We start from the raw sequence: 21,746 nt of genomic DNA on the forward strand, positions 1-21,746 counted from the left end.
TGATAGCATTCCCCTCCATAAATTCACCTTCCAGCGTTGCAGAGCCTGCCCATGAGTTATCAGGTGTTAGCCCGTAAATGGCGACCACAAACCTTTGCTGACGTTGTCGGTCAGGAACATGTGCTGACGGCCCTGGCGAACGGCTTGTCGCTAGGTCGCATCCATCACGCCTATCTTTTTTCCGGCACCCGCGGCGTCGGTAAGACCTCTATTGCCCGTTTGCTGGCAAAAGGTCTTAACTGCGAAACCGGGATCACCGCCACGCCGTGCGGCGTGTGTGATAACTGCCGGGAGATCGAGCAGGGGCGTTTTGTCGATCTGATCGAGATCGACGCCGCCTCGCGCACCAAAGTGGAAGATACCCGCGATCTGCTCGATAACGTGCAGTACGCCCCGGCGCGCGGCCGCTTCAAGGTCTACCTGATCGATGAAGTGCACATGCTGTCGCGCCACAGCTTTAACGCCCTGCTGAAGACGCTGGAAGAGCCGCCCGCGCACGTGAAGTTCCTGCTGGCGACTACCGATCCGCAAAAGCTGCCGGTCACGATTTTGTCACGCTGCCTGCAGTTCCACCTGAAGGCGCTGGACGTTGAACAGATCCGCGCTCAGCTTGAACACATTCTTGATGAAGAGAAGATTGTCCACGAACCGCGCGCCCTGCAGCTGCTGGCCCGCGCGGCGGACGGTAGCCTGCGTGATGCGCTCAGCCTGACCGACCAGGCGATTGCCAGCGGCGACGGCAAGCTCTCCACCGAGGCGGTCAGCACCATGCTCGGCACGCTGGATGACGATCAGGCGCTGTCGCTTATCGAAGCGATGATTGCCGCCAACGGCGAACGCGTGATGTCGCAGGTGAATGCCGCCGCTGCCCGGGGTATTGAATGGGAAGGGCTGCTGGTCGAGATGCTCAGCCTGCTGCACCGCGTGGCGATGCTGCAGCTTTCTCCGTCCGCCATCGGTGCGGATATGGCCGCTATTGAACAGCGGATGCGTGAGCTTGCCCGCACCGTGCCGCCTGCCGACGTGCAGCTGTACTACCAGACGCTGCTGATTGGCCGCAAAGAGTTACCGTTCGCGCCGGATCCGCGGATGGGCGTTGAAATGACGCTGCTGCGCGCGCTGGCGTTCCACCCGCGTATGCCGTTGCCGGAGCCGGAAGTGCCGCGGCAGTCTTTCGCGCCGGTCGCCCCTACGGCGGTGATGTCGCCGCAGCAGGTGCCACCGCAGCCGACACCGCCGCCGCAGCAAAACGTGCCGCTGTCGGATGCCACCAGTTCGGTGCTTGCCGCACGCAGCCAGCTGCAGCGTGCCCAGGGAGTAACCAAACCAAAAAAGAGTGAACCGGCAGCGCCTGCAAGAGCGCGGCCGGTGAACAACGCCGCGCTTGAACGACTGGCCTCGGTAACGGAGCGCGTGCAGTCGCGTCCTGCACCGTCCGCGCTCGAGCAGAAAGCCCCGGTGAAAGAAGAGGCTTACCGCTGGAAGGCAACCACCATCACCGAAGAGGTGAAGGAAGTGGTCGCCACGCCGAAAGCGCTGAAAAAGGCGCTGGAGCATGAGAAAACGCCGGAGCTTTCCGCGAAGCTTGCTGAAGAGTCCATTGCGCGCGACGCCTGGGCCGCCGAGGTCAGCAAACTCCAACTGCCGAAGCTGGTTGAGCAGGTCGCGCTGAATGCCTGGAAAGAGCAGGACGGCAATCAGGTGCGTTTGCACCTGCGTCCGGGTCAGCGGCACCTCAATTCTTCTGGCGCGCAAAAGGCGCTGGCGGAGGCGCTCACCGCATTACAGGGCTCGCCGGTTGAATTGACTATCATTGAAGATGATAATCCGGCAGTGAAAACGCCGCTCGAGTGGCGCCAGGCTATTTATGAAGAAAAGCTCGCGCAGGCGCGCGAGGCGATTATTGCGGATAACAACATTCAGACCCTGCGCCGGTTCTTCGACGCCGATCTGGATGAAGAGAGTATTCGCCCCATTTGATCGTGAGTCTGACTTACGGTTGTAATCCTTAAACGTGAAAGAAGAGAGAAGCCTATGTTTGGTGGAAAAGGCGGTCTGGGTGGCCTGATGAAGCAGGCTCAGCAGATGCAGGAAAAAATGCAGAAGATGCAGGAAGAGATCGCTCAGCTGGAAGTCACGGGTGAGTCTGGTGCCGGTCTGGTCAAAGTGACCATCAACGGTGCGCACAACTGCCGTCGCGTGGAAATCGACCCGAGCCTGCTCGAAGACGACAAAGAGATGCTGGAAGATCTGGTTGCAGCCGCGTTTAACGATGCCGCTCGCCGTATCGACGAAACTCAGAAAGAGAAAATGGCCTCTGTTTCCAGCGGTATGCAGCTGCCGCCTGGCTTCAAGATGCCATTCTGATGCAAACCAGTCCGCTGCTCACGCAGTTAATGGAAGCACTGCGCTGCCTGCCGGGCGTTGGCCCGAAGTCGGCGCAGCGCATGGCGTTTACGCTATTGCAGCGCGACCGCAGCGGCGGGATGCGCCTGGCGCAGGCTTTAACCCGCGCCATGTCAGAAATTGGTCACTGTGCGGATTGCCGTACTTTTACCGAGCAGGACGTGTGTAACATCTGTACGAACCCGCGTCGTCAGGAGAACGGTCAGATTTGCGTGGTGGAGAGTCCGGCGGACATCTACGCCATCGAACAAACCGGGCAGTTTTCCGGCCGCTACTTCGTGCTGATGGGGCATCTCTCCCCGCTGGACGGTATTGGCCCGGATGATATCGGTCTTGACCGCCTTGAACAGCGTCTTGAGTCCGAAACCATCAAAGAGGTGATCCTCGCCACCAACCCAACGGTGGAAGGGGAAGCAACCGCCAACTACATCGCCGAACTGTGCTCGCAGTACGGCGTTGACGCCAGCCGCATCGCCCACGGCGTGCCGGTGGGCGGCGAGCTGGAGATGGTCGACGGCACCACGCTGTCGCACTCTCTGGCCGGGCGTCACAAGATTATTTTCTGACCAAACGGAGGCTGCGCGCGCGGCCTCCGCTTGAAAATTTCCCCCCTTATCCCCATCTCTCACTCAACGTTTTACAACCCCATTAAATGGCATTGTTGAGGTCGACATAGATGAAAGGACAAGAAACCCGTGGTTTCCAGTCAGAAGTAAAACAGCTTCTGCACCTGATGATCCATTCCCTGTATTCCAACAAAGAAATTTTCCTGCGTGAGCTGATTTCCAACGCCTCGGACGCGGCGGACAAGCTGCGCTTCCGCGCGCTGTCCAACCCGGACCTGTACGAAGGAGACGGCGAGCTGCGCGTGCGCGTCTCGTTTAATAAAGAGAACCGCACCCTGACCATCGCCGATAACGGCATCGGGATGAACCGCGACGAGGTGATCGACCACCTCGGTACCATCGCCAAATCCGGCACTAAGGCGTTCCTGGAGTCCATGGGCTCTGACCAGGCGAAAGACAGCCAGCTCATCGGCCAGTTCGGCGTCGGTTTCTACTCGGCGTTCATCGTGGCCGACAAAGTCACCGTGCGCACCCGCGCGGCGGGCGACAGCGCCGAGAACGGCGTGCTGTGGGAATCCAAAGGGGAAGGTGAATACACCGTTGATGACATCACCAAGACGGATCGCGGCACCGAAATCACCCTGCACCTGCGTGAAGGGGAAGATGATTTCCTGAACGACTGGCGCGTGCGCTCCATCATCAGCAAATATTCCGATCACATCGCCCTGCCGGTAGAGATTGAAAAACAGGAAGAGAAAGACGGTGAAACCGTGGTCTCCTGGGAGAAGATCAACAAGGCGCAGGCGCTGTGGACGCGCAATAAGTCTGAAATTAAAGACGACGAATACAACGAGTTCTATAAGCATATCGCCCACGACTTTACCGACCCGCTTACCTGGAGCCACAACCGCGTGGAAGGTAAGCAGGAGTACACCAGCCTGCTGTACATTCCGGCACAGGCGCCGTGGGACATGTGGAACCGCGATCACAAGCACGGCCTGAAGCTGTACGTGCAGCGCGTCTTCATCATGGACGACGCCGAGCAGTTCATGCCGAACTACCTGCGCTTCGTGCGTGGTCTGATAGATTCCAACGATCTGCCGCTGAACGTCTCCCGTGAAATTCTGCAGGACAGCACCGTCACCCGTAACCTGCGCAACGCCCTGACCAAACGTGCGCTGCAGATGCTGGAAAAACTGGCGAAAGACGATGCGGAAAAATATCAGACCTTCTGGAAACAGTTCGGCCTGGTGCTGAAAGAAGGCCCGGCAGAAGACACCGCGAACGTTGAAACGATCGCCAAACTGCTGCGCTTCGCCTCTACGCATACCGACTCATCCGCGCAGACCGTGTCGCTGGAAGAGTACGTCTCCCGCATGAAAGAAGGGCAGGAGAAGATCTACTACATCACCGCCGACAGCTACGCGGCGGCGAAGAGCAGCCCGCACCTGGAGCTGCTGCGTAAGAAAGGCATCGAAGTGCTGCTGCTCTCTGACCGCATCGACGAGTGGATGATGAACTACCTGACCGAGTTCGACGGTAAGGCGTTCCAGTCCGTAGCCAAAGCCGACGAGTCCATCGACAAGCTGGCGGATGAAGTTGACGAAAGCGCGAAAGAAGCCGAGAAGGCGCTGGAGCCGTTCGTTGAGCGCGTGAAAACCCTGCTGGGCGAGCGCGTGAAAGAGGTGCGCTTCACGCACCGTCTGACCGACACCCCGGCGATTGTCACCACCGATGCGGACGAAATGAGCACCCAGATGGCGAAACTGTTCGCTGCGGCGGGCCAGGCGGTACCGGAAGTGAAATATATCTTTGAGCTTAATCCGGATCATCCTCTGGTGAAACGCGCGGCGGATACCCAGGACGACGCCCGATTTGCCGAGTGGGTTGAACTGCTGCTGGATCAGTCCCTGCTGGCCGAGCGCGGCACGCTGGAAGATCCTAACCTCTTCATTAAACGTGTGAATGCGCTGCTGCTGGCGTAATTGACCACGCCTCCCCTGGTCTTCTCCCTCTCCCGTGGGAGAGGGCCGGGGTGAGGGCTCCAGACCGCACTAACCCAAATAATCTCCCTCCGTTAACCGTTTCAGCCTTCCCGCCTTCCTTGAGCGATGTCCGTTCTGGTGGTATTGTTTAGCGCTTTTGAAAAATTGAAACGACTTTTGAGGGGATTTTCGCAATGCGTATTATTCTGCTTGGCGCTCCGGGCGCGGGTAAAGGAACTCAGGCTCAGTTCATCATGGAGAAATACGGTATTCCGCAAATCTCCACCGGTGACATGCTGCGCGCCGCTGTAAAATCTGGCTCCGAGCTGGGTAAACAAGCGAAAGACATCATGGACGCAGGCAAGCTGGTGACCGACGAGCTGGTGATTGCTCTGGTCAAAGAGCGCATTGCGCAGGAAGACTGCCGTAACGGTTTCCTGCTGGACGGCTTCCCACGCACCATTCCTCAGGCTGACGCCATGAAAGAAGCGGGCATCAACGTGGACTACGTTCTGGAGTTCGACGTACCGGACGAGCTGATCGTTGACCGCATCGTTGGCCGTCGCGTACACGCTGCTTCTGGCCGCGTTTACCACATCAAATTCAACCCACCGAAGGTTGAAGGCAAAGACGACGTGACCGGCGAAGAGCTGACCACCCGTAAAGACGATCAGGAAGAGACCGTGCGTAAACGCCTGGTGGAATACCATCAGATGACCGCGCCGCTGATCGGCTACTACACCAAAGAAGCGCAGGCGGGTAACACCAAATACGCCAAAGTTGACGGCACCAAAGCCGTGGCTGACGTACGTGCAGAGCTGGAAAAAATCCTCGGCTAATTGCATTACTCTCACCCGGGTTCTCCGGGTGAGAAATATTCTCATCTTACCTATTACAGCAATGGGTTTCGTTTAAACGCATTTCCGCTACAATTGACAACCTATCAAATGGTTAAGAGGCGTGAATGAGTCAGGCGAAAACCGGCATCCTGCTTGCCAATCTGGGCACTCCAGAAGCACCTACATCAGACGCGGTAAAACGCTACCTGCGACAATTTTTAAGCGACACGCGCGTCGTGGATTTCCCGCGACTGCTTTGGTGGCCGCTGCTGCGTGGCGTCATTCTGCCGATTCGTTCCCCGCGCGTCGCCAAACTCTATCAGTCCGTCTGGATGGAAGAGGGCTCGCCGCTGATGGTTTATAGCCGTCGTCAGGAAAAAGCGCTGGCCGCCCGCCTGCCGGATATGCCCGTCGCGCTTGGCATGAGCTACGGAAAACCGTCCCTCGAAAGCGCGGTGGAATCCCTGCTGGCGCAGGGCGTGGACCATATCGTCGTGCTGGCGCTCTACCCGCAGTACTCTTGCTCGACGGTGGCCGCCGTCTGGGACGAGCTGGCCCGCATTCTGGCGACCCGCCGCCGCATTCCGGGCGTGACCTTTATTCGCGACTACGCGGATAACGATCTCTACATCCAGGCGCTCGCCAACAGCGCGCGCGCGTCGTTTGAAAAACACGGCGAGCCGGATCTGCTGCTGCTTTCCTATCACGGGATCCCGCAGCGTTTCGCCAATGAAGGGGATGATTATCCGCAGCGCTGCCGCGATACCACGCGCGAGCTGGTCTCCGCCCTTGGCCTGCCGCCGGAAAAGGTGATGATGACCTTCCAGTCGCGCTTCGGTCGCGAGCCGTGGTTGACGCCTTATACCGATGAAACCCTCAAAATGCTCGGCGAGAAGGGCGTGAAGCACATCCAGGTAATGTCGCCGGGCTTCTCGGCCGACTGTCTGGAAACGCTGGAGGAGATCGCGGTGCAAAACCGGGAATTTTTCCTTGAGGCTGGCGGCGAAAAGTACGAGTACATTCCGGCACTTAACGACTCCCCTGAGCATATCGACATGATGGTCTCGCTGGTAACGAACGGCCGCTGATCGCACTCCGGGCCGGGTTTGTGCTACCATTCCCGGCCCATATTCTTCGTACAGTTCAGGCCATGAAATTTCCCGGTAAACGCAAATCCAAACACTACTTCCCCGTTGATGCCCGCGATCCGCTCCTGCAGCAAATCCAGCCAGAAAACGAAACCAGCGCGGCGTGGGTCGTCGGTATCGATCAGACGCTGGTGGACATTGAAGCGAAAGTGGATGATGCGTTTGTCGCCCGTTACGGTCTGAGCGCGGGTCACTCGCTGGTGATTGAGGACGACGTTGCCGAAGCGCTGTACCAGGAGCTGGTGCGCGAAAACCTGATTACCCATCAGTTCGCCGGTGGCACCATCGGCAATACCATGCATAACTACTCCGTGCTGGCCGACGACCGCTCGGTGCTGCTCGGCGTGATGTGCAGCAATATCGAAATCGGTGGCTATGCCTACCGCTATCTCTGCAACACCTCCAGCCGTACCGATCTCAACTACCTTCAGGGCGTCGACGGGCCTATTGGCCGCTGCTTTACGCTGATTAGCGATTCCGGCGAGCGTACCTTTGCCATTAGCCCGGGTCATATGAACAAGCTGCGCGCCGAGAGTATTCCGGAAGAGGTGATCGCGGGCGCCTCGGCGCTGGTGTTGACCTCCTACCTGGTGCGCTGCAAGCCGGGCGAGCCGATGCCGGAAGCGACCATGAAAGCGATTGAGTACGCGAAGAAATACAACGTGCCTGTCGTTCTGACGCTGGGCACAAAATTTGTTATCGCCGATAACCCGGAGTGGTGGCAGGCGTTCCTGAAAGAGCACGTCTCGATTCTGGCAATGAACGAAGAAGAGGCCGAAGCGCTGACCGGTGAAAGCGATCCGCTGCTGGCGTCTGACAAAGCGCTGGACTGGGTGGATCTGGTGCTCTGCACCGCCGGCCCGGTTGGTCTGTACATGGCGGGCTTCACGGAAGAAGAGAGCAAACGCAAAACCCAGCACCCGCTGTTGCCCGGTGCGATTGCCGAGTTCAACCAGTACGAGTTCAGCCGCGGCATGCGCTACAAAGATTGCGTGAATCCGCTGCGTATCTACTCTCATATCGCGCCATACATGGGCGGACCGGAGAAGATCATGAACACCAACGGTGCGGGCGACGGCGCGCTGGCCGCACTGCTGCACGACATCACCGCTAACGCCTACCACAAAACCAACGTGCCGAACTCCAGCAAGCACAAGTTCAGCTGGCTGACCTATTCCTCACTGGCGCAGGTGTGTAAATATGCCAACCGCGTGAGCTATCAGGTGCTGAACCAGCACTCCCCGCGCTTAACGCGCGGCCTGCCGGAACGGGAAGACAGCCTCGAAGAGGCCTACTGGGACAGATAAAAGCAAAACGGCAACCCTGGTTGCCGTTTTTAGTGTTTATACCCTCTCCCTGTGGGAGAGGGTAAGGGCATCAGACCGCTCAAAACTTAACTCGTCACAGCCTCTTCAACCGGCGGATTCTCCAGCAGCGTCAGCATCGTGTTCGCAATTTCGCGCTCGCCCATCACCACCTTATTAGCACCGCGCTCGGTAATGTACTCCACCTCGTCGTCATAGTGCGCCCGGGCGATAATCTCAATCGTTGGGCACTTCTCGCGTGCGGAAGCCACAATCTCACCCGCTTCATAGCCGTTAGGTATGGTCAGCAGCAGCCAGCGCGCGCAGTCAAGATGCGCCAGATTCATGATCTCTTCGTTTGCCGCATTGCCCAGCACCGCACGAATACCGCGCTCGCGCAGCTCGTCGACGCGGGTGCGTGAGGTCTCGATCACCACCAGCGGAATGCCCTGCGCCATCAGCTTCTCACCGAGCAGGCTGCCCACGCGGCCAAAGCCGACCAGCAGGGCGTGATTGCAAATATCCACCGGGATCTGCTTCTCTTCTTCGATGGCCTCTTCGAGCGTCTGTTCTTCCAGCGTTTCGGTTTTATCGAGGTATTTTTCCAGCAGGGCAAACAGCACCGGGTTCAGCATAATCGACAGGATCGCCCCCGCCAGCACCAGATTTTGCCCCGCCTGCGGCAGCAGGTTCAGGGCCATGCCCAGACCGGCCAGAATAAAGGCGAACTCACCGATCTGTGCCAGGCTGGCGGCGATGGTCAACGCCGTGCGCGGGGAGTGGCCGAACATCCGCACCAGGAAGAAGGCGGCAAGCGACTTGCCAAAAATAATGATCGCCAGCGTGCCCAGCACGGCCAACGGCTGCTGGATCAGCACCAGCGGATCGAACAGCATCCCGACGGAGACGAAGAACAGCACGGCAAACGCATCGCGCAGCGGCAGCGTGTCGTGCGCCGCACGGTGGCTCAGCTCGGATTCGTTCAGCACCATCCCGGCGAAGAACGCGCCCAGGGCAAAGGAGACATCAAACAGCTCAACGGCACCAAACGCGATTCCCAGCGCCAGCGCCAGCACGGAGAGGGTAAACAGCTCGCGCGAGCCGGTTGCCGCGCTGCGGGACATGATCCACGGCACCAGACGGCGTCCCACCAGCATCATGATGGCGATAAACGCCACCACTTTACCGATGGTGATGCCCATATCCAGCGCCAGCGAGGCAAAACCGACGTTGTCTTTTTCCATCATCCCGGCGACGGCAGGCAGCAGTACCAGCGTCAGGACCATCACCAGGTCTTCAACAATCAGCCAGCCAATCGCGATCTGACCGCGCTGGCTGTCTATCAGCTGTCTCTCCTCAAGCGCGCGCAGCAGCACCACGGTACTGGCGGTTGAGAGACACAGGCCAAATACGATGCCGGTCATTAACGACCAGCCCAGTACCGCCGAAAGCGCCATCCCCAGCAGCGTCGCCACCCCAATCTGGGCGATCGCTCCCGGTATGGCGATCGACTTTACCGCCATCAGATCCTTCAGGGAGAAGTGCAGGCCGACGCCAAACATCAGCAGAATCACGCCCAATTCCGCCAGCTCAGGGGCCAGCTTGGTATCCGCCACGAAGCCTGGCGTAAACGGTCCCGCCAGTACACCCGCTAACAGATAGCCGACAAGAGGAGAAATACGCAGCTTATTGGCAATCATGCCGAGGATAAAAGCGAGCACAAGTCCACCAACAATGGTGGTGATAAGCGGTGTGGCGTGGTGCATTCCGTCTCCTTTCGTTGTGGGTGTTCCTTTTTGGCGAAAACCAAAAACCGAGTAATAGTTTATGACAATTTTTACCCTTATGTTTATGAATTATTGTTGAAGTTTGAATAAAACAGCAATATGCACGTAAAAAAGCGCGTTTTGATAAATTCAGTGAGGTGAGGAAGAAGAAACCCTTATGGCATCAGGGTATCAGGTAGCCAAAGTTAAACTTTGGCTACCCGTAATTTACGCTTTGTGACGGTTATCAGGCAGGAATATGGTCAACATCCCAAGAAGCGGCAGGAAAGCGCAGATTTTATAGACCAGGAAGATGCTGGTGTGATCCGCCACCATCCCCAGCACCGCCGCGCCAAGCCCGCCCATGCCGAAGGCGAAACCGAAAAAGAGACCGGAAACCATACCGATACGGCCAGGCAGCAGCTCCTGGGCATAGACCAGAATGGCGGAAAAGGCGGATGCGAGAATAAAACCAATGATCACGGTTAAAATCCCCGTCCATTCAAGGCTTGCGTACGGCAAAATAAGGGTAAACGGCGCCACGCCGAGGATAGAGCCCCAAATAACGTATTTACGCCCAATCTTATCACCCACAGGCCCGCCAATAACCGTACCGGCCGCGACGGCGAACAGGAAGGCAAACAGGTGGATTTGCGCATTCTGCACCGATAATCCGAATTTTTGCATCAGGTAAAAGGTGTAATAGCTGCTGATGCTCGCCATATAGAAGTATTTCGAGAAAATCAGTACCAGCAGCACGGAAACCGCCAGGATAACCTTGTTACGCGGCAGGGGATTGATAATCTTCGCTTTAGGTTTACCTTTATTCACGCGATGCTGAGCGGCATACCAGCGGCTGATCTGCGCCAGCACGATAATGGCCAGCAGTGCGGCCAGGACAAACCAGGCCACGTTGCCTTTGCCGTAAGGGGCAATAATCACCGCGGCCAGCAGCGGGCCCAGAGAGCTACCGAAGTTACCGCCTACCTGGAACAGCGACTGCGCCAGGCCGTGACGTCCCCCGGAGGCCATGCGCGCCACGCGTGAAGACTCCGGATGGAAAACGGACGAGCCGGTGCCCACCAGCGCGGCGGCAATCAGAACGGCTTCAAAACTCCCGGCCATGGCCAGCAGCACCAGCCCGCTTAGGGTAAAGCACATGCCAATCGGCAGCGACCACGGCATCGGGTATTTATCCGTCCAGTAGCCCACCACGGGCTGCAGAAGCGAGGAAGCCAGCTGGAAGGTCAGGGTGATCATCCCGATCTGCACGAAGGTTAACGAAAACTCGGACTGAAGTAGCGGATAAATGGCCAGAATCAACGACTGGATCATGTCGTTGAGCAGGTGCGAGAGACTGATTGCGCCTAAGACCTTAAAGGAGGTGCGCGACGCCGGTGCGCCCGGAACGGGCTGGGTTGATTCACTGATTGCCATAGAGAGAAGTACCACGTCTTTAGTTATTAGTTATGCAGGGTGTAATTATTATCCGACTAACATACCCGCCCGGGACATTTGAAGAAAGTCGCAATTCTGAAAACTTATTTGTCTATTCTTGTTAGTCACTGTAATTTTTGCCTTTATCTATTGGTCAGGGAGAGAGAAGATGAAGTTAATGAAGCGGGGCGTCGCGCTGGCGCTCATCGCCGCATGGGGCCTGGTAAGCCTGCCCGCGCAGGCGTATGAAAAAGACAAAACCTATAAAATCACCATTCTGCATACCAACGATCACCACGGTCATTTCTGGCGCAGCGAATACGGCGAATATGGACTGTCGGCACAAAAAACGCTGGTGGACGGCATTCGTAAAGAGGTGGCAGCCCAGGGCGGCAGCGTGCTGCTGCTGTCGGGGGGCGATATCAATACCGGCGTGCCGGAATCCGATTTACAGGACGCGGAACCTGATTTTCGCGGCATGAACCTGATTGGCTACGACGCGATGGCCGTGGGTAACCACGAATTCGATAATCCGCTGACCGTGCTGCGTCAGCAGGAAAAGTGGTCAAAATTCCCGTTCCTCTCCGCCAATATTTACCAGAAAAGCACCGGCGAGCGTCTGTTTAAGCCGTGGGCGCTGTTTAAGCGTCAGGATCTGAAGATTGCGGTCATCGGCTTAACCACCGACGACACGGCAAAAATTGGCAACCCGGAGTTCTTCACCGATATCGAATTCCGTAAACCGGCAGACGAAGCGAAGCTGGTGATTCAGGAGCTGCAGCAAAACGAAAAGCCGGACGTGATTATCGCCACCACGCACATGGGGCACTACGACAACGGCGAGCACGGCTCTAACGCGCCCGGCGACGTGGAGATGGCGCGCAGCCTGCCTGCGGGCTCGCTGGCGATGATTGTGGGCGGTCACTCACAGGATCCGGTGTGCATGGCCTCGGAGAACAAAAAGCAGGTGGACTACGTCCCGGGCACGCCGTGCGCGCCGGACCGTCAGAACGGTATCTGGATTGTTCAGGCGCACGAGTGGGGCAAATACGTCGGCCGGGCAGATTTCGAGTTCCGTAACGGCGAGATGAAGCTGGTGCACTATCAGCTCATCCCGGTCAACCTGAAGAAGAAAGTCACCTACCCGGACGGGAAAAGTGAGCGCGTACTCTACACGCCAGAGATCGCTGAAAACCAGCAGATGCTCTCCCTGCTGACGCCGTTCCAGAACAAAGGCAAGGCGCAGCTGGACGTGAAAATCGGCACGCTGAACGGTCGTCTGGAGGGAGACCGCAGTAAAGTTCGCTTCGTGCAGACCAATATGGGGCACCTGGTGCTGGCGGCGCAAATCACGCGCACCGGCGCTGATTTTGGCGTGATGAGCGGCGGCGGTATTCGTGATTCCATCGAGGGTGGAAACATTACCTATAAGGACGTCCTGAAGGTGCAGCCGTTCGGCAACGTGGTGGTCTATGCCGACATGAGCGGGAAAGAGGTGGTTGACTACCTGACCGCCGTGGCGCAGATGAAGCCGGATTCCGGGGCCTATCCGCAGTTTGCCAACGTCAGCTTTGTGGTGAAAGACGGCAAGCTTAACGACCTGAAGATCAAAGGCGAGCCGATTGATCCCGCCAAAACGTACCGTCTGGCAACGTTAAGCTTTAACGCCACGGGCGGCGACGGCTATCCGCACATCGATAACAAACCGGGATACGTGAATACCGGCTTTATTGATGCGGAAGTGCTGAAGCAGTTCATCGAGAAGAATTCGCCGATTGACGTGAATGCCTACGAGCCGAAAGGTGAGGTGAGCTGGCAGTAGTGGGGTTGTGTTGCCCGGCGGCGCTGCGCTTGCCGGGCACATTCATCAATCCCTGCGCGCAATATCCGCAAACTTCGCGTCCAGCATTTTCGCCAGATCGCCCGCGGCAAGCTCGATATCCAGCCCGCGTTTGCCGCCGGATATAAAGATGGTTTCAAATTCCTGTGAAGGGGCATCAATCAGCGTCGGCAGGCGTTTTTTCTGCCCGAGCGGACTGATCCCGCCCACCAGATAGCCCGTGGTGCGTTGCGCAACCATCGGGTCCGCCATATCCACCTTCTTCGCCCCCAGCGCTTTGGCGACTTTCTTCAGATCCAGCTGCCCCGCCACCGGAGTGACCGCGACGGCGAGGTGTTTCATATCGCCATTCACCGCCACCAGCAGCGTTTTATAAACCTGGTCGGCATTCAGCCCCAGCTTGCGCACCACTTCATCACCAAAGTTAGTTTCATTCGGATCGTGATCGTAAGTGTGGATCCGGAAAGAAATGTTGTTTTTTTCGAGTAATTTAACGGCGGGAGTCATAGCTATCCTTCTTACGACAGACAAATCATGCACACAGCATACGCCTGACGTTTGTCTAAAAAATAGCACCATCTTGCGCAATAGTATTGGCAGTGATGGTTACTTTGAGCGACAATCGGCTCAACCGAAGGTCTCCTTCGGCATAATAAAAACGATGAAATTCCTCTTTGACGGGCCAATAGAAATATTGGCCATTTTTTTATTTCAACAGTGACGGCAAATTCCCTTCTCCGTACAAATGTAACGCCCCAACCGCCACCACGTAATGCCCCGCAGGTAACGCATGCAGCGTCTGCCGCCAGGCTTTGTTACGCGCATTCATCAACACATCGTATAACGATTCGCTGAACGTCGACGGTAACGCCAGCTTACCGTCCGCTGGCGGCGCGTCCAGCCACCAGCCAATCATGGTCTGCAGCAGGCGCGCGTTGGTGTGCCAGTGGGTCAACGTATCATCCAGCAGCATCAGGCCGTCGTCGGGAAGCTGCCGCAGAAGCGCAATCTGGCTGTCCGTGCCTTCCAGCTCGATGATGGGCATACTGCGCGCCCTTGCCGCGTTAAGCAGCTGGTAATCAATGCCGTAGTCACCGCGAAGTCCCAGACGCTGCGCCTGCGTGGCCTGCAGCACCATCGCGATTTGCCAGAGCGGCAGGGTGTCAATCATGGAGAGCGACACGCCGGTTTCATCCGCGACGCGCGTCAGCTCCGCAAGCTGGGTTTCATTCAGGCGCTCCGCCAGGGTGAGATCGCTCTCAAGTCCGGCAAACGGCGACTCCTGACCCGAAATGTCCGCCTCAACGATCAGCGCATCAGCGTGTTTCAGCAGTTTAATCAGGCCGGGTGGCAGGGGAGACATATCCTGCGTACCCATATGAATACTGCCGACCAGATGCAGGTGCTGCCCGCCGGGGAGAGAGATATCCAGACCGGGCCAGGCATAACGGCGAGGAAAGAGGGCGCGAAACGATGCTTTTATACGATTAAACAGACCCATACGCGCTCCATGAACGGAAAGGTTCATGCTAGCGCGTACGGGTACAACGTTCAATCCTTCGGTTTAAACCGCAACAGACGGTTGGCGTTACTCACCACGGTGATGGAGGAGAGCGCCATCGCCGCACCCGCGACCACCGGATTAAGCAGCGTGCCGGTCAGCGGCCACAAAATACCGGCCGCGATTGGGATACCGAGGGTGTTATAGACGAACGCTCCCAGTAAGTTCTGCTTCATGTTGCGCAGCGTGGCTTTTGAAATGGCCAGCGCATCGGCAACGCCCATCAGGCTATGGCGCATCAGCGTAATGGCCGCGGTTTCAATGGCCACATCGCTGCCGCCGCCCATGGCAATCCCCACGTCTGCCTGGGCCAGCGCCGGGGCATCGTTGATGCCGTCGCCGACCATCGCTACCTGACGACCCTGACTTTGCAGTTTCTTGATGGCGTCCGCTTTACCGTCCGGCAGCACGCCTGCAATGACCTCATCAATTCCGGCTTCTTTCGCGATGGCGTTTGCAGTGGTCGGATTGTCCCCGGTCAGCATCACCAGACGGTAGCCCGCACGGTGCAGACGCTGCAGGGCGTCCACGCTGTCCTGGCGAAGCGGATCGCGCACGGCCAGCAGCGCGGCGGCTTTGCCATCCACCGCCAGCAGAACCGGGGTGGCGCCCTGAGACGCCTGCGCCTTCAGCTCGCTTTCCAGGGCGGCGGTATCAATACCGTTTTCATTGAGCAATGCCTGGTTGCCCAGCAGCAGCGCGTGGCCTTCTGCTTCGCCGCTGACGCCGAGCCCGCGCAGGGTGCGGAAATTGCTGACCTGCGCCACGGCAGAAGCATTCGCTTTATCGAGAATGGCGCGCGCCAGCGGATGGCTGGAGCCTTGCTCCAGCGCGGCGGCGAGACGCAATGCCTCCTCTTGCGCAATGCCTGCGGTAGTGACGGCCACCACCTGCGGTTTGCCTTCGGTCAGCGTGCCGGTTTTATCAAACACCAGCGTGTCAAGGGTGCTGGCCCGCTGCAGTGCGTCCGCGTCCCGCACCAGTACGCCAAATTCGGCCGCGCGGCCTACGCCGGAGATAATCGACATCGGGGTCGCCAGGCCAAGGGCGCAAGGACAGGCGATGATCAGCACCGTGGTGGCGATCACCAGGGTGTAAACAATCTGCGGTGCCGGGCCGAAGAAATACCAGATCGCCGCGCTCAGCAGGGCAATGCCGACCACCACCGGCACAAAAATGGCCGAGATTTTGTCAGCAAGCTGGCCAATTTCCGGCTTGCTGCTCTGCGCCTGGCGCACCATGCGGATAATACGCGACAGCGTCGTGTGGCTGCCGACGGCGCTGGCGGTAAACAGCACGCTGCCGTCCTGCACCACCGTACCGGCATGAACGGCGTCGCCGTCTGCTTTCTGCTGGGGGATAGGCTCGCCGGTCAGCATCGCTTCATCCAGCCAGGCTTCGCCCTGGGTTATCTTGCCGTCAACGGGAACGCGATCGCCCGTCGTCAGGCGCAGCGTCATGCCGGGCTGAACTTCCGCCAGCGGGACGCTTTTTTCCCCTTCGTCCGTGACCACGCGGGCCGTCGGCGGGGTTAAATCAAGCAATCTTTCCAGCGCTTTCGAGGAGCGCTGGCGGGCGCGGGCTTCCAGCATGTGGCCCAGGTTAATCAGGCCGATAATCATCGCGCTGGCTTCATAGTAGAGATGGCGCGCCTCCATCGGGAACCACTGGGGCCAGACGTTCACGCTCATTGAATAGAGCCACGCCGCGCCGGTACCGAGCGCCACCAGCGTATCCATGGTCGCGGTGCGGTTTTTCAGGCTCTTCCAGGCGCTGGTATAGAAATGCCCGCCTGCAAACACCATCACCGCAAGGGTAATCAGGCCAATCACCAGCCACAGCGTGCGGTTGTCAGCGGTGACCATCATGTTGTCACCCATCATGCCCCACACCATCACCGGAATACCCACCAGCAGGGCGACGATCGCCTGCCAGCGGAAGCGCTTCATGGTGGCGATAGCCGTTTCCTGCTGGCGCTCGCGGCGCTCGGCATCATCTTCGATGGCCTCTGCGCCATAGCCCGCTTTCTCAACGGCCTGCACTAAATCTGCGGCGGAGGCGCTGCCCATCACCAGCGCAGTGCGCTCCGCGAGGTTTACCCGTGCCTGCGCGACGCCCGGAACGGCCTGCAAGGCGTTTTGTACCCGGGAGACGCAGCTGGCGCAGCTCATGCCGTTGATCAGCAGCTGTTGGCTGTCATCAATATCATCCGCTGCCGGAAGCTCAGGAGTGGCCGCTGTCAGTGCTTCCGACGGGGATGATGACTCTGCCAGCGGTTTAGCCTTTGGGTGGCTTAACTCCGCCCCGTAACCGGCCTGCTTGATGGTATCGATCAGCGCATCCGCGCTGGCGCTGCCGGTCACGGCGGCATGATCGATAGTCACGTCAGCGCTTTCAACGTCAGGGCGCTGTTCCAGGCTTTCTTTAACGCGTTTGACGCAGTGGCCGCAGGAGAGGCCGTCCAGCGTCAGGTCGATAGTGTGAGACATAACAAAACTCCCGTATAATGATCTGGTCAGTTGTTGACCGATACAGTGCTTTTCACTGACTGTTATAAAGGTTAAACCTTCCATCAAGGGGAAGGTCAAGGGGGAAATGTGAATATCAGTGACGTGGCAAAAAAAACTGGCTTAACCAGCAAGGCAATCCGCTTTTATGAAGAGAAGGGGCTGGTGACGCCGCCGCTGCGCAGTGAAAACGGCTACCGCAGCTACACGCAGCTGCATCTGGATGAACTGACGCTGCTGCGCCAGGCAAGACAGGTCGGTTTTAATCTGGAAGAGTGCGGCGAGCTGGTTAACCTGTTTAACGATCCGAAGCGTCACAGCGCCGACGTGAAAAAACGCACGCTGGAAAAAGTGGCCGAGATTGAACGCCACATCATTGAGCTGCAGGCGATGCGCGAACAGCTGCTGCAGCTCGCGGAATCCTGTCCGGGGGATGACAGCGCCGACTGCCCGATTATCGACAATCTTGCCGGCTGCTGTCATCGTAAGGCTTCTGCTTAGCAGGCTTTCACCCGCAGGGTAATGCCTTCCACCGCAATGACCTCAACCCGCGTGCCGGCGCTGAGGTCGTCGTCGGCGACCACCGGCCACGAGCTGTCGCCCACCCGCATGTGCCCGCGCCCGTTCACCAGCGCGGTGTCGAGCGTAAAACGCTTGCCGACAATCTGCTGTCCGCGCTGGTTAAGGTGCGCGTCCACCGGTTTCTGCTCGATAACCCGCCGGTTGAGCCAGCGCCACCACAGCCACGCGGCCACCAGCGTGAGCACGGCAAACAGTGCGCCCTGCCACGCCCAGTCCAGGGGAAGGATCCAGACCAGAAGGCCCGTAATGACGGCGGCAACACCGCTCCAGAGCAGGTAGCCGTTGCCGCCCAGCATCTCCGCCGCCAGCAATAAGCCACCGAGGCTTAGCCAGAAGGCGTGAGGATGTGCAACAATCAGCTCAATCATTTTTTACGCTCGTTTCCGCTGTCTTTAATCAGCTCGGCAATACCGGCGATAGAGCCCATCAGGCTGCTGGCTTCCAGCGGCATCATCACCACTTTGCTGTTGTTCGCGGAGCCTATCTCTTTCAGCGCATCGGTATATTTTTGCGCGACAAAGTAGTTAACGGCCTGGATATCACCGGCGGCAATCGCCTCAGACACCATCTGAGTGGCGCGGGCTTCCGCTTCGGCCGAACGTTCACGCGCTTCTGCCTGTAAGAACGCGGACTGACGATCGCCTTCCGCTTTCAGGATCTGCGACTGCTTTTCCCCTTCCGCTTTGAGGATCTCGGCCTGACGCACCCCTTCGGCTTCCAGGATGTAGGCGCGCTTGGTTCGCTCGGCCTTCATCTGAGCGTTCATGGAGGCGATCAGCTCCGCCGGCGGACGCACGTCGCGGATCTCGATGCGGGTGACCTTGATCCCCCACGGATTGGTGGCCTCATCGACAATGTGCAACAGGCGGGTGTTAATGCTGTCGCGCTGGGAAAGCATCTCGTCCAGCTCCATCGAGCCGAGTACGGTACGGATGTTGGTCATCGTCAGGTTGACGATCGCCAGCTCCAGGTTGCTGACCTCATAGGCCGCTTTCGGCGCATCAATCACCTGAATAAAGCAGACGGCGTCGATGGTGACGTTGGCGTTATCCTTGGAGATGATCTCTTGAGACGGAATGTCCAGCACCTGTTCCATCATGTTGATCTTACGACCAATCCGGTCCATGAACGGAACAATCAGGCTCAGGCCTGGCTGGAGGGTGTTGGTGTAGCGACCGAAACGCTCAACGGTCCACTGATAACCCTGGGGAACAATTTTGACGCCTGCGCCCACAATAACCAGCGCAACGAAAATAAGGACAGGAACAACGATAAGCATAAAAACCTCCTGTTTTGCATGCTGTGATGAGTGAAAGTGTGTGTTTATTGCTCGTAAGTATAGGTAAAGTCAGAGATGAATCCATCACCCGCTTCGGCAATGGCTTTGGATAATCCCTGGTAGTACTTCTCCAGCCCCAGCGCTTCGATACGCTGGATCTGTTCGCGAATGGGGGCGCAGAACAGAACGGCATTCCCCGCTTCAACGCGCTTGTTATTGGGGGGAAGGTCGCCCGCGATGGCTTTAAACCAGGTTCTGACACCCTGCTTTAAATTATGCGGCGCTTTAGTCAGATTATCCATGCCCGTCAGGACCTGCAGGGTGGGGAATTCATCGGCCAGCACGGCGGTTTTCATGCGCGCAAAGAACTGGCTGAATAGCTCAAACGATCCCAGATCGGTAACGCGCGGTTTGGTGGTTTTACCGTTTTTATTGCCGATTTTCCCTGCGGCTGACGCTGCGGCCGGAACCGCATTCACCTTTTCCAGCTCCAGCCCGAATAACAAATTACAGTGCGCACGGCGCTCTTTCAGAGGGTAGGACATCAGCACGTCAATGAACCGGGTGGCTTTTACATCCGCAAGATCGTGGTTGATAAGCCACTGGGTACGAGAAAATTCAGCGGGAGAGACGAACCAGTCGGGTACTTCACTGAAACGTTTTGATTTTCCCTTGCCGTCAAATTCCAGAAAGTGTGTCCCGTTGTCGAAGGCGAAATAGCAATTTTTGAAGCTGCCGATCGTGGTGTTCACGATGAGCGCCTTCTTAACAAAATCCACCACCTCTGCACCAATCACAAAACGCGTGAGTTCCGACGATTTTATGACTTCCATTAATGTTTCGACATCAGGAACACCAGGCTTCAGGGAAGGAAACTCATAAAAGATATGTGCCATGCTGCTTACTTCCTGTAGTGATGGTGGAGACAAATGACAAACAAAAAGTTTAACACTTGCTTTAGCGTGAGGCTATTCGCGCTGTGCGCACGAAAGGATTATGCTACAGGCGGTTATTACACGAAGCGGTTAACGGAAGCGTAATGAACGATAAAAAAGAACTATTACAACTCAGGGATATTGGATTTCGTGTTGGAGAAAACATTATTCTTCAGCACGTCGGGTTTAGCCTGTCGCCGGGCGAGTTTAAATTAATCACGGGCCCCTCAGGCTGCGGTAAAAGCACGCTGCTGAAAATTGTGGCCTCACTCCTCAGCCCGACGGAGGGAACCATTCTGTTTGAAGGAGAGGATATCGCAACGCTGTCCCCGGAAAGCTACCGCCAGCAGGTCTCCTACTGCGTGCAAACCCCCGCGCTGTTTGGCGATACGGTTTATGACAACCTGATTTTCCCGTGGCAAATCCGCAATAAAACGCCGGAGCCGGAAAAGTTTCTCCACGATCTGGCCCGCTTTGGCCTGGCGCAGGAGACGCTGACCAAATCCATCACTTCGCTGTCGGGCGGAGAAAAGCAGCGGGTCTCGCTGATCCGCAACCTGCAGTTTTTACCCAAGGTGTTGTTGCTGGACGAAATCACCAGCGCGCTCGATGACGTCAACAAGCGCAACGTCAACGAGATTATTCATCGCTACGCCCGGGAGCAGAATATTGCCGTGCTGTGGGTGACGCACGACGCTAACGAAATAACCCATGCGGATGACGTTATTACGCTCCAGCCGCACGGCGGGAAAATGCAGGAGGCAAACCGTGGGTGAACATAACATTACCAACGAATCGCTGGCCTTTTCGATGGTGCTGGTGCTGATTGCGATTGTGGTCAGCTACCGGGAAAAGCTGGGGCTGGAAAAAGATATTGTGTGGAGTATCTGCCGCGCGGTGATTCAGCTCATCATCGTCGGCTATGTCCTGAAGTATATCTTCAACGTTAACCACGCGGTGCTGACGCTGCTGATGGTGCTCTTTATTTGCTTTAACGCGGCGTGGAATGCGAAAAAGCGCAGTAAATACATTGATAAGGCGTTTATCTCGTCGTTTATCGCCATTACCACCGGGACGGCGCTCACGCTGGCGGTGCTGGTGCTCTCCGGCTCGATTGCGTTTACGCCGATGCAGGTTATCCCTATCTCCGGGATGATTGCGGGGAACGCCATGGTGGCCGTTGGGCTGTGTTATAACAATCTCGGTCAGCGCTTCAGCAGTGAACAGCAGCAGCTCCAGGAGAAATTAAGCCTGGGGGCGACGCCAAAAGTGGCCTCGGCACGGCTGATCCGTGAGAGCATTCGTTCATCGCTGATCCCAACGGTAGATTCAGCCAAAACGGTGGGGCTGGTGAGCCTGCCTGGCATGATGTCGGGGCTGATTTTTGCCGGTATCGATCCGGTAAAAGCGATTAAGTATCAGATCATGGTGACGTTTATGCTGCTCTCCACGGCAAGCCTGTCAACCATCATTGCCTGCTACCTGACCTATCGGAAGTTCTACAACGCGCGCCACCAGCTGGTGGTGACGCAGTTGAAAAAGACGGGGTAATATCGGCTTTTGTCGGCCCGGTAAGGCGAAGCCGCCACCG

The 21,746-nt window shown here is 57.5% G+C and carries 19 protein-coding genes and 1 other annotated feature; of the genes, 11 read left to right on the forward strand and 8 right to left on the reverse strand.

The window, feature by feature from the left end; translation table 11 throughout:
* The first annotated feature begins 51 nt into the window (after positions 1 to 51).
* From dnaX to F0320_RS04845, 7 genes are all read left to right on the forward strand, one after another.
* On the forward strand, positions 52 to 1,980 hold the full coding sequence (dnaX, locus tag F0320_RS04815; protein ID WP_126329088.1) for a DNA polymerase III subunit gamma/tau: 1,929 nt from the start codon (positions 52 to 54) through the stop codon (positions 1,978 to 1,980).
* Positions 1,310 to 1,374, forward strand: a sequence feature (DnaX frameshifting element). (Overlaps the previous gene by 65 nt.)
* Positions 1,981 to 2,034: 54 nt before the next feature.
* The gene (locus tag F0320_RS04820; RefSeq protein ID WP_003858972.1) at positions 2,035 to 2,367 is read left to right on the forward strand and encodes a YbaB/EbfC family nucleoid-associated protein; all 333 of its coding nucleotides are present in this window, start codon (positions 2,035 to 2,037) and stop codon (positions 2,365 to 2,367) included.
* The gene (recR, locus tag F0320_RS04825; RefSeq protein ID WP_008499298.1) at positions 2,367 to 2,972 is read left to right on the forward strand and encodes a recombination mediator RecR; all 606 of its coding nucleotides are present in this window, start codon (positions 2,367 to 2,369) and stop codon (positions 2,970 to 2,972) included. Before F0320_RS04820 ends, recR begins: the two co-directional genes overlap by 1 nt.
* A 110-nt stretch (positions 2,973 to 3,082) precedes the next feature.
* On the forward strand, positions 3,083 to 4,957 hold the full coding sequence (gene htpG, locus F0320_RS04830; RefSeq protein WP_126329087.1) for a molecular chaperone HtpG: 1,875 nt from the start codon (positions 3,083 to 3,085) through the stop codon (positions 4,955 to 4,957).
* A gap of 194 nt (positions 4,958 to 5,151) precedes the next feature.
* A complete protein-coding gene (gene adk / locus F0320_RS04835) occupies positions 5,152 to 5,796 on the forward strand; it encodes an adenylate kinase (RefSeq protein ID WP_006809841.1) in 645 nt (214 codons plus the stop codon).
* A gap of 125 nt (positions 5,797 to 5,921) precedes the next feature.
* The gene (gene hemH / locus F0320_RS04840; RefSeq protein ID WP_126329086.1) at positions 5,922 to 6,884 is read left to right on the forward strand and encodes a ferrochelatase; all 963 of its coding nucleotides are present in this window, start codon (positions 5,922 to 5,924) and stop codon (positions 6,882 to 6,884) included.
* A gap of 62 nt (positions 6,885 to 6,946) precedes the next feature.
* Positions 6,947 to 8,251: an inosine/guanosine kinase gene (locus F0320_RS04845; RefSeq protein ID WP_029741032.1), complete on the forward strand. Its 1,305-nt coding sequence runs from the start codon at positions 6,947 to 6,949 to the stop codon at positions 8,249 to 8,251.
* A gap of 86 nt (positions 8,252 to 8,337) precedes the next feature.
* On the opposite strand, the gene ybaL is transcribed toward F0320_RS04845, so the two are convergent.
* Together ybaL and F0320_RS04855 are read right to left on the reverse strand one after the other, a co-directional pair.
* A complete protein-coding gene (ybaL, locus tag F0320_RS04850) occupies positions 8,338 to 10,014 on the reverse strand; it encodes a YbaL family putative K(+) efflux transporter (RefSeq protein ID WP_126329085.1) in 1,677 nt (558 codons plus the stop codon).
* A gap of 228 nt (positions 10,015 to 10,242) precedes the next feature.
* Positions 10,243 to 11,451 (reverse strand): MFS transporter, encoded by a 1,209-nt coding sequence (locus tag F0320_RS04855; protein WP_126329084.1) that lies wholly within the window; start codon positions 11,449 to 11,451, stop codon positions 10,243 to 10,245.
* A 169-nt stretch (positions 11,452 to 11,620) separates the two neighbouring features.
* Here F0320_RS04855 and ushA point away from each other — a divergent pair, with 169 nt between their 5' ends.
* On the forward strand, positions 11,621 to 13,273 hold the full coding sequence (gene ushA, locus F0320_RS04860) for a bifunctional UDP-sugar hydrolase/5'-nucleotidase UshA (RefSeq protein WP_126329083.1): 1,653 nt from the start codon (positions 11,621 to 11,623) through the stop codon (positions 13,271 to 13,273).
* 45 nt (positions 13,274 to 13,318) lie between these two features.
* Here the strand turns inward: ushA and ybaK are convergent, their stop codons facing one another.
* The 3 genes from ybaK to copA all read right to left on the reverse strand — a co-directional run bounded on the left by ybaK (position 13,319) and on the right by copA (position 17,341).
* Complete coding sequence (gene ybaK, locus F0320_RS04865) at positions 13,319 to 13,798, reverse strand: Cys-tRNA(Pro)/Cys-tRNA(Cys) deacylase YbaK (RefSeq protein WP_023310615.1); 480 nt, start codon at positions 13,796 to 13,798, stop codon at positions 13,319 to 13,321.
* A gap of 199 nt (positions 13,799 to 13,997) precedes the next feature.
* Positions 13,998 to 14,792 carry a TraB/GumN family protein gene (locus F0320_RS04870; RefSeq protein WP_045400748.1) on the reverse strand — a complete coding sequence of 265 codons (795 nt, stop codon included), beginning with the start codon at positions 14,790 to 14,792 and terminating at the stop codon, positions 13,998 to 14,000.
* A gap of 50 nt (positions 14,793 to 14,842) precedes the next feature.
* A complete protein-coding gene (copA, locus tag F0320_RS04875) occupies positions 14,843 to 17,341 on the reverse strand; it encodes a copper-exporting P-type ATPase CopA (RefSeq protein ID WP_126329082.1) in 2,499 nt (832 codons plus the stop codon).
* Between the two features lie 108 nt (positions 17,342 to 17,449).
* On the opposite strand from copA, the gene cueR reads away from it, so the two are divergent.
* Positions 17,450 to 17,860, forward strand: coding sequence for a Cu(I)-responsive transcriptional regulator (gene cueR / locus F0320_RS04880; protein ID WP_023310618.1), 411 nt, complete (start codon positions 17,450 to 17,452; stop codon positions 17,858 to 17,860).
* On the opposite strand, the gene F0320_RS04885 is transcribed toward cueR, so the two are convergent.
* Genes F0320_RS04885 through F0320_RS04895 form a run of 3 tightly spaced genes read right to left on the reverse strand, consistent with a single transcriptional unit; the run spans position 17,857 to position 20,116 of the window.
* Positions 17,857 to 18,309, reverse strand: a complete 453-nt coding sequence (locus F0320_RS04885; protein WP_126329081.1) for an NfeD family protein — start codon at positions 18,307 to 18,309, stop codon at positions 17,857 to 17,859. The genes cueR and F0320_RS04885 overlap by 4 nt on opposite strands.
* Complete coding sequence (locus F0320_RS04890) at positions 18,306 to 19,220, reverse strand: SPFH domain-containing protein (protein WP_032661456.1); 915 nt, start codon at positions 19,218 to 19,220, stop codon at positions 18,306 to 18,308. The genes F0320_RS04885 and F0320_RS04890 overlap by 4 nt, the downstream gene beginning before the upstream one ends.
* Before the next feature lie 44 nt (positions 19,221 to 19,264).
* Complete coding sequence (locus F0320_RS04895; RefSeq protein ID WP_126329080.1) at positions 19,265 to 20,116, reverse strand: hypothetical protein; 852 nt, start codon at positions 20,114 to 20,116, stop codon at positions 19,265 to 19,267.
* A gap of 143 nt (positions 20,117 to 20,259) precedes the next feature.
* Between F0320_RS04895 and fetA the strand changes: the two genes are divergently transcribed.
* Both fetA and fetB read left to right on the forward strand, forming a co-directional pair.
* On the forward strand, positions 20,260 to 20,931 hold the full coding sequence (gene fetA, locus F0320_RS04900; RefSeq protein ID WP_126329079.1) for an iron efflux ABC transporter ATP-binding subunit FetA: 672 nt from the start codon (positions 20,260 to 20,262) through the stop codon (positions 20,929 to 20,931).
* Positions 20,873 to 21,706: an iron efflux ABC transporter permease subunit FetB gene (gene fetB, locus F0320_RS04905; RefSeq protein ID WP_244997241.1), complete on the forward strand. Its 834-nt coding sequence runs from the start codon at positions 20,873 to 20,875 to the stop codon at positions 21,704 to 21,706. The genes fetA and fetB overlap by 59 nt, the downstream gene beginning before the upstream one ends.
* Positions 21,707 to 21,746 lie beyond the last annotated feature (40 nt).

The organism is Enterobacter dykesii (genome assembly GCF_008364625.2).
Lineage (GTDB): Bacteria > Pseudomonadota > Gammaproteobacteria > Enterobacterales > Enterobacteriaceae > Enterobacter > Enterobacter dykesii.

Bases quoted from the DNA above. Each gene is read 5' to 3' on its own strand.
- dnaX (WP_126329088.1), top strand. From the start codon at position 52: ATGAGTTATCAGGTGTTAGCCCGTAAATGGCGACCACAAACCTTTGCT.
- fetB (WP_244997241.1), top strand. From the start codon at position 20,873: ATGACGTTATTACGCTCCAGCCGCACGGCGGGAAAATGCAGGAGGCAA.
- ybaK (WP_023310615.1), bottom strand. From the start codon at position 13,798: ATGACTCCCGCCGTTAAATTACTCGAAAAAAACAACATTTCTTTCCGG.
- adk (WP_006809841.1), top strand. From the start codon at position 5,152: ATGCGTATTATTCTGCTTGGCGCTCCGGGCGCGGGTAAAGGAACTCAG.
- copA (WP_126329082.1), bottom strand. From the start codon at position 17,341: ATGTCTCACACTATCGACCTGACGCTGGACGGCCTCTCCTGCGGCCAC.
- htpG (WP_126329087.1), top strand. From the start codon at position 3,083: ATGAAAGGACAAGAAACCCGTGGTTTCCAGTCAGAAGTAAAACAGCTT.
- F0320_RS04895 (WP_126329080.1), bottom strand. From the start codon at position 20,116: ATGGCACATATCTTTTATGAGTTTCCTTCCCTGAAGCCTGGTGTTCCT.
- F0320_RS04870 (WP_045400748.1), bottom strand. From the start codon at position 14,792: ATGGGTCTGTTTAATCGTATAAAAGCATCGTTTCGCGCCCTCTTTCCT.
- ushA (WP_126329083.1), top strand. From the start codon at position 11,621: ATGAAGTTAATGAAGCGGGGCGTCGCGCTGGCGCTCATCGCCGCATGG.
- hemH (WP_126329086.1), top strand. From the start codon at position 5,922: ATGAGTCAGGCGAAAACCGGCATCCTGCTTGCCAATCTGGGCACTCCA.
- F0320_RS04820 (WP_003858972.1), top strand. From the start codon at position 2,035: ATGTTTGGTGGAAAAGGCGGTCTGGGTGGCCTGATGAAGCAGGCTCAG.
- F0320_RS04890 (WP_032661456.1), bottom strand. From the start codon at position 19,220: ATGCTTATCGTTGTTCCTGTCCTTATTTTCGTTGCGCTGGTTATTGTG.
- fetA (WP_126329079.1), top strand. From the start codon at position 20,260: ATGAACGATAAAAAAGAACTATTACAACTCAGGGATATTGGATTTCGT.
- F0320_RS04845 (WP_029741032.1), top strand. From the start codon at position 6,947: ATGAAATTTCCCGGTAAACGCAAATCCAAACACTACTTCCCCGTTGAT.
- recR (WP_008499298.1), top strand. From the start codon at position 2,367: ATGCAAACCAGTCCGCTGCTCACGCAGTTAATGGAAGCACTGCGCTGC.
- F0320_RS04885 (WP_126329081.1), bottom strand. From the start codon at position 18,309: ATGATTGAGCTGATTGTTGCACATCCTCACGCCTTCTGGCTAAGCCTC.
- ybaL (WP_126329085.1), bottom strand. From the start codon at position 10,014: ATGCACCACGCCACACCGCTTATCACCACCATTGTTGGTGGACTTGTG.
- F0320_RS04855 (WP_126329084.1), bottom strand. From the start codon at position 11,451: ATGGCAATCAGTGAATCAACCCAGCCCGTTCCGGGCGCACCGGCGTCG.